The following is a 6,690-nucleotide window of genomic DNA, read 5'->3' as shown; positions in this document are numbered from 1 at the left end:
TTCGCGGCCGCGGCGACGCCTTCGAGGTCGAGCAGCGGCTTCAGCGGATCCGTCACGCGTCCAGCACCTGACCCTCGCGGCGCACGACCGGCGCCTGCACCGACCACGGGAAGTTGATCCACAGATCCGTGTGCTTCCAGACGTACTCGCATTTGACCTCGGAGCGCGGCTTCTCGTAGACGACCGCGCAGCGCACCTCGGCGACGTGGTCGGCGCAGAAGTCGCGGACCAGCTTCAGGGTCGCGCCGGTGTCCGCGACGTCGTCGGCGACGAGCACCTTCTTCTTCGTGAGGTCGACGACGTTCGGCACCGGCGGCAGCATCACCGGCAGGTCGAGGCGCTGGTCGACGCCGGTGTAGAACTCGACGTTCATCACGTGCAGGTTCTTCACGTCCAGCGCGTAGCCGAGCCCGCCCGCGACGAACAGCCCGCCGCGCGCGATCGACAGGATCAGGTCCGGCTCGAAGCCGTCGTCGGCGACGGCCTGCGCCAGCTCCCTGCTGGCCGTCCCGAACAACTCCCAGGTGAGCTCTTCCCGCTCCTCGGCCATGCTGCCTCGCCTTCTCGATCGTTCCCGCGAGCATAGGCAACGCCTCAGTGGCCTTCTCGAATGCTTCGAAACTGGCTCTCCTGCAAGGCCATTGCCGGACCGTACCGTCGAGATCGTGAACGACTGGACTGTCCACGCGACCCTGACCGGCGAACGCGTCCGCCTCGAACCGTTGACCCCCGATCACGCGAAGGGCCTCTTCGAAGCCGGGTCCGACCCGGCGATCTGGACCTGGCTCAGCCTCCGGCGGCCGGAAGACCTCGCCGCGGCCGAGGCGATGGTCGACGGCATCCTCGCCGACCCGGACCGCCGCGCCTGGGCACAGATCGACGTCCACACCGGCGAAGTCGCGGGCACGACGTCGTTCTACGCGATGAACGCGCGCCACAGGATCCTTTCGCTCGGCTACACCTGGATCGGTTCCGCGTGGCAGCGCACCGGACTCAACCGCGAGTCGAAATTCCTGTTGCTGCGACACGCTTTCGACGACCTCGGCGCGAACCGTGTCGCCTGGGAGACCGACATCCGGAACCTGAAGTCGCAGAAGGCGATCGAACGGCTCGGCGCGCAACGGGAAGGTGTGCTGCGCGCGCACCGCGTCCGGCCCGACGGAACGGTCCGTGACACCGTCGTCTACTCCCTCACCGGACCAGAATGGCCCGCGGTCCGTACCGCCCTGTCCTCAAGCGGATGAATGCCGCGCGCAACCACGGTGCAACCTTTTACTTCGCGTCGTAACGTCGATAGCGTGCCAACGGGCGTGAAGACACGCGAATCACAGGAGGCATCGCACCATGACCGAGCAGTCGCCGGCGCTGGACAATTTGCTCACGGAGAGCAGGACCTTCCCCCCGAGTGAGAGCTTCAGCGCGCAAGCGAATGCCACCGCCGACTTCTACGCCGAAGCCGACGCGGACCGGGAAGCGTTCTGGGCCAAGCAGGCCGAGCGCCTCCACTGGGACACGAAGTGGTCGCAGGTACTGGACTGGACCAATGCGCCGGTCGCGAAGTGGTTCGTGGGCGGGAAGCTGAACGTCTCCTACAACTGCGTCGACCGCCACGTCGTGGACGGCCACGGCGACCAGGTCGCGATCCACTGGGTCGGCGAGCCCGGCGACAGCCGGGACATCACCTACGCGCAGTTGAAGGACGAGGTTTCCCGGGCCGCGAACGCCTTCGAGTCCCTCGGGCTCAAGGCGGGCGATCGGGTCGCCATCCAGATGCCGATGGTCCCCGAAGCGATCGTCGCGATGCTCGCGTGCGCCCGCATCGGCGCGCTGCACAGTGTCGTCTTCGGTGGTTTTTCCCCGACAGCACTGCGTTCCCGTGTGGATGACCAGGCGGCGAAGGTCGTCATCACCACCGACGGCCAGTACCGCCGCGGCAAGGCCGCCCCGATGAAGGCGAACGTCGACGAAGCGCTCGAAGGCGCCGAATCGGTCGAGAAGGTCATCGTCGTCCGCCGTACCGGCGACGAGGTGCCCATCACCGAAGGCCGCGACCTCTGGTGGCACGAACTGGTCGAAGGCCAGTCCACGGAGCACGCGCCGCAGGCGTTCGACTCCGAGCACCCGCTCTTCATCCTCTACACCTCCGGCACCACCGGTAAGCCGAAGGGCATCCTGCACACCTCCGGCGGATACCTGACCCAGGCGGCGTACACGCACCACAACGTCTTCGACCACAAGGCCGGCGAAGACGTCTACTGGTGCACCGCCGACATCGGCTGGATCACCGGGCACACCTACATCGTGTACGGGCCGCTGGCGAACCGGACGACTCAGGTCGTCTACGAAGGCACGCCGAACACCCCGCACGAGGGCCGCCACTGGGAGATCGTCCAGCAGCACAAGGTCTCCATCTACTACACCGCGCCCACGTTGATCCGCACGTTCATGAAGTGGGGCAACGAGATCCCGGAGAAGTACGATCTCTCCTCGCTGCGCGTGCTGGGCAGCGTCGGCGAACCGATCAACCCCGAGGCGTGGATCTGGTACCGGGAGAACGTCGGCGCGAACTCGGCGCCGATCGTGGACACCTGGTGGCAGACCGAGACCGGCGGGATCATGATCTCGCCGCTGCCGGGCGTCACCGCCACGAAGCCGGGCTCCGCGCAGAAGGCGCTGCCGGGCATCTCGGCGAAGGTCGTCGACGACCAGGGCGTCGAGGTCGGCAAGGGCGGGGGCGGTTACCTCGTCCTCGACAAGCCGTGGCCGGGCATGCTGCGCGGCATCTGGGGCGACGAGGAGCGTTTCCGCGAGACCTACTGGTCGCGCTTCGCCGACCAGGGCTACTACTTCGCCGGTGACGGCGCGAAGTACGACGCAGACGGCGACATCTGGCTGCTGGGCCGCGTCGACGACGTGATGAACGTGTCCGGGCACCGCATCTCGACCACCGAGGTCGAGTCCGCGCTGGTCTCGCACCCGACCGTGGCCGAGGCCGCCGTCGTCGGCGCGACCGACCCGACCACCGGACAGGGCATCGTCGCGTTCGTCATCCTGCGCGGCAACGCGGTGGACGGCGGGGACAAAGCGGTTCAGGAACTGCGCAACCACGTCGCCAAGGAGATCGGCCCGATCGCGAAGCCGCGGCAGATCCTGGTCGTCCAGGAACTGCCGAAGACGCGTTCCGGCAAGATCATGCGCCGCCTGCTGCGCGACGTCGCCGAGAACCGCCAGGTCGGCGACGTCACCACGCTGGCCGACTCGTCCGTGATGGACCTGATCTCTTCGGGTCTGAAGTCGGGCAAGTCCGAGGAGTAGTACCGCGTGCTATGAACGGCCCGTTACTTGCGAAATTTGCAAGTAACGGGCCGTTCATAGCGTCCGGGAGGGCGGGAAAGGGACGGTCAGGCGGGTTCGACGGGCAGCCACAGCTCACAGGTGGCCGTCCCGAAGTCGTCCGAGTGCTCCAGGATCGCGACGATCGACGGCCCCGGCCGCAGCCGCCACGGGTTGGACGGGAACCATTCGGTCGCCGTCGCCGCCCACGTGTCCTGCAGGGCCCGCGGATGCGCGCCGGCGGTCCGGAAGACCGCCCACCGTCCGGCCTCGACCTCGATGGCGTCGAGGTCGTCCGGGACGGACTTGCCATCGGAGACGGCGACCCCGTGCAGATAGGTCAGTTCACTGCCCTCGGCGCTGTCGGGCTCCAGGTCGTCGCTGACTTGGAGCAGGCCACCGGGCGAGGTGTCGCTCAGCGCCTTCAGCCGGGTGTGCGCCTCCGCCGGCAGCGCGGCGATGTGCCGCTGGATGTGCGGGTTGCCGCCTTCGTGGACGAGCGGGACCCGGGCCGCGTGCCCGACGAGACGGAACGCGGGACGGTCGACGATGCGGGTGTCCATGGGGATACTCCCTTCGACGCTCAGGCGGAACCTGAGCCGTGGTTGTGTGCGAAGGGGGCCTCCGTCCCGGCGGACGTCGCCCGGGCCGGCGCCGTGGACGGCCCGGAACGCCCGTCCGAACGCCTCTGTCGAGCCGTAGCCGTGCCGGACGGCGATGGTCAGCAGATCGTCCTCGCCGCGGACGACGTCGGCCGCGGCGACGGTCATGCGGCGACGGCGCAGGTACTCCGAAAGCGGCATACCCGCCAGCGACGAGAACATCCGGCGCAGGTGGTACTCGGTGGTGCCGAGCGCCCTGGCCGACCCGCTGACGTCGAGTTCTCCGCCGAGGTGTTCCTCGACGAGGTCGACGAGCCGGTTGAGTGCCGAGATCATCGAGGCCTCCTTTCGACGTCGACCTTGACCGACGACGGCCCTCCCGCGCCCGACCGTGGCGATCCGATCCGATCATGCGCCTACCACACCCCGGTTCGCGACAGTCGAACGCCTGTTCTAGGATGTGCCGGGTACCACCCCATACCCGGGCAAGGAGACGACACCGACGATGACCGTGGATGCCTTGACACGCACTGACGCCGTGTCCGAAGAAGCGGCTACCGAAGCGCCCGTCGACTCGACGCCGCAGGCAGAGACCACCGAAGCCCCGGCTGAGACCAAGGCCGAAACCCCGGAGTCCCCGGCCGAAGACAAGACGGAGACCCCCGCCGAGACCGTGGCGGAGTCCCCGAAGCCCAAGCGCGGCCGCCCCAAGGTCGCCACGACGGCCAAGAAGACCCGCACCGTCGAGCTGACGCTCACGGTCACCGGCACCGCCGACGGCGAGTGGCAGGCCGAGCTCAAGAACGGCGCCAAGTGGGTCGCGAAGGGCCTGGAGATCCCGGCCGCCGCCGTGTCCCGTGCCGCCAAGGAACTGCACGCGGACCTGTCGGGCCCGATCGACGAGGTCATCAACGCGGCCCGTGAGCTGCAGGCCGCGAAGGTCGCTCAGCTCGAAGCCGAGCTGGAGAAGGCGAAGCTGGCCCTGGCCGAGCTGGACGCGTAAGACTTTCCTCCCGACCGGGGCGGACGCTGGAGATTTCAGTGTCCGCCCCGGTTTCTTTCACCCTCCGATCGGCGGCTTGGAGGGCAGCGGCATCTTGAACTCGACCCAGCGACTGTCCACAGTGGCCTCGACGCTGTGCGGGACACCGCGCGGATGGACGATCGTCTCACCGGCTTCGAGCGTCACTTCCCGCCCGTCGAGCGTGCCCCGCAGCGAACCCGAAACCAGGTACACGATGCTGTCGTGATCGTGACTGTGCACGGGAGAAGCGACACCGGCCGGATAGCAGATCTCGTACGCCAGACCGCCTTCCGCCTGAGCGAGCGACCGGAACCGGCCCTGCCCGCCGATCAGCGGCAGACCCTCCACAGTGGACATAGCGGTCCAGCTCATCGGACGGACTCCGGCTCCAGGGCCTCCTCGCGATCCGGGTCGCGGGCGAGCAGGACGCCGACGATGCTGACGACCGCGGTCGCGAGCAGGTAGACGCCGATCGCGACCCAGGTGTCGTACCCGGCGAGCAGCGCGGTGAACAGCAGCGGCGCGGGCGCCCCGCCGATGACGCCGGCGAGGGTGTAGGCAAGCGAACTGCCGGTGTAGCGCAGGCGCGGCGAGAACTGCTCGGTGACGAGCGCGGCCTGCGGGCCGTACAACGCCGCGTGGATTACGAGCGCGAGCACGATGCCGGTCGCCAGCATGACGAACGAACCGCCGCTGACCATCGGGAAGAACACGAACGGCCAGATCCCGGCGGCGATGGTCGCGACCAGGTACATCTTGCGCCGCGAGACCCGGTCCGAGAGCGCGCCGAACAGCGGCATCAGGAACAGTTGGAACGCCGAACCGATCATCACCGCGGCCAGCCCGGCGCCGCGCGAGAGGTCGGTGTGCGTCGTGACGTAGGTCAGGACGAAAACGGTGAACAGTGCGTAGAGGACGTCCGGGCAGACCCGGATCAGCACGGCCGCGATCAGCGCGCGGCGTTCGGTGCGGAAAACCTCGGAGATCGGCGCCGACGAACGCTCGCCACGCTCCTGGATCTTCTTGAAGACCGGCGTTTCCTCCAGTTTGAGCCGGATCCACAGGCCGAAACCGACCAGCGCGCCCGAAAGCAGGAACGCGATCCGCCAGCCCCAGCTGTTGAACTGGTCCTCGGTGAGCAGCGCGGCCAGGACGGCGAGGACGCCGTTCGCGAGCAGGTTGCCCGCGGGCGGGCCGATCTGCGCGGCCGACGCCCAGAACCCGCGTTTGTTCGGATCCCCGAACTCACTCGACAGTAGGACGGCGCCACCCCATTCGCCGCCGATGCCGACACCCTGCGCGAATCGCAGCAGCACGAGCAGGACGGCCGCGAAGCCGCCGATGGACTCGTACGTGGGAAGGACGCCGATGAGGAACGTCGCGACACCGGTGAGCACGAGGGTCATGACCAGGATGCGTTTGCGGCCGAGCACGTCGCCGAGGCGGCCGAACAGGAACCCGCCGAGCGGTCGCGCGAGGTAACCGACGGCGTAGGTGGAGAACGCCGCCATCGTGCTCGCGAGCTGGTCCTCCGAGGGGAAGAAGAGATGCCCGAAGATCGTCGCGGCCGCCACCGAGTAGGCCGCGAAGTCGTACCACTCGAGCGCTGTTCCCGAGAGGCTGGCCGCGAAGGCCTTGTGCAGCGAGCGCCGGTCACCGGCTGGTGAGGTCATGTCAAGTCCCGTCCGTTCGAGGTCCCTCAACCCCGCCGGGAGGGGTTGAATTGCGGAT

7 protein-coding genes are annotated in these 6,690 nt (G+C 68.2%); 3 read left to right on the top strand and 4 right to left on the bottom strand.

Features of this window, described 5'->3' with window-relative positions; all coding sequences use genetic code 11:
* Window positions 1-52: 52 nt before the first annotated feature.
* Window positions 53-550 (bottom strand): phosphoribosyltransferase, encoded by a 498-nt coding sequence (locus H5J31_RS33550; RefSeq protein ID WP_181776692.1) that lies wholly within the window; start codon window positions 548-550, stop codon window positions 53-55.
* Between the two features lie 115 nt (window positions 551-665).
* Here H5J31_RS33550 and H5J31_RS33545 point away from each other — a divergent pair, with 115 nt between their 5' ends.
* Entirely contained in the window at window positions 666-1,244 is a 579-nt protein-coding gene (locus H5J31_RS33545; protein WP_181776691.1) for a GNAT family N-acetyltransferase, read from the top strand.
* Window positions 1,245-1,344: 100 nt separating this feature from the next.
* Complete coding sequence (acs, locus tag H5J31_RS33540; protein ID WP_181776690.1) at window positions 1,345-3,315, top strand: acetate--CoA ligase; 1,971 nt, start codon at window positions 1,345-1,347, stop codon at window positions 3,313-3,315.
* 86 nt (window positions 3,316-3,401) lie between these two features.
* On the opposite strand, the gene H5J31_RS33535 is transcribed toward acs, so the two are convergent.
* Entirely contained in the window at window positions 3,402-4,271 is an 870-nt protein-coding gene (locus H5J31_RS33535; RefSeq protein WP_181776689.1) for an AraC family transcriptional regulator, read from the bottom strand.
* 169 nt (window positions 4,272-4,440) lie between these two features.
* Here H5J31_RS33535 and H5J31_RS33530 point away from each other — a divergent pair, with 169 nt between their 5' ends.
* Window positions 4,441-4,938: a DUF6319 family protein gene (locus H5J31_RS33530; RefSeq protein ID WP_181776688.1), complete on the top strand. Its 498-nt coding sequence runs from the start codon at window positions 4,441-4,443 to the stop codon at window positions 4,936-4,938.
* 57 nt (window positions 4,939-4,995) lie between these two features.
* Here the strand turns inward: H5J31_RS33530 and H5J31_RS33525 are convergent, their stop codons facing one another.
* Together H5J31_RS33525 and H5J31_RS33520 are read right to left on the bottom strand one after the other, a co-directional pair.
* Window positions 4,996-5,331, bottom strand: coding sequence for a cupin domain-containing protein (locus H5J31_RS33525; RefSeq protein ID WP_181776687.1), 336 nt, complete (start codon window positions 5,329-5,331; stop codon window positions 4,996-4,998).
* Window positions 5,328-6,632, bottom strand: coding sequence for an MFS transporter (locus tag H5J31_RS33520; protein ID WP_181776686.1), 1,305 nt, complete (start codon window positions 6,630-6,632; stop codon window positions 5,328-5,330). The genes H5J31_RS33525 and H5J31_RS33520 overlap by 4 nt, the downstream gene beginning before the upstream one ends.
* Window positions 6,633-6,690: the final 58 nt, after the last annotated feature.

It is taken from the genome of Amycolatopsis pittospori (assembly GCF_013870525.1).
In the GTDB taxonomy this organism is placed as follows: domain Bacteria; phylum Actinomycetota; class Actinomycetes; order Mycobacteriales; family Pseudonocardiaceae; genus Amycolatopsis; species Amycolatopsis pittospori.
This window is presented reverse-complemented; position numbering and strand designations above follow the sequence as displayed.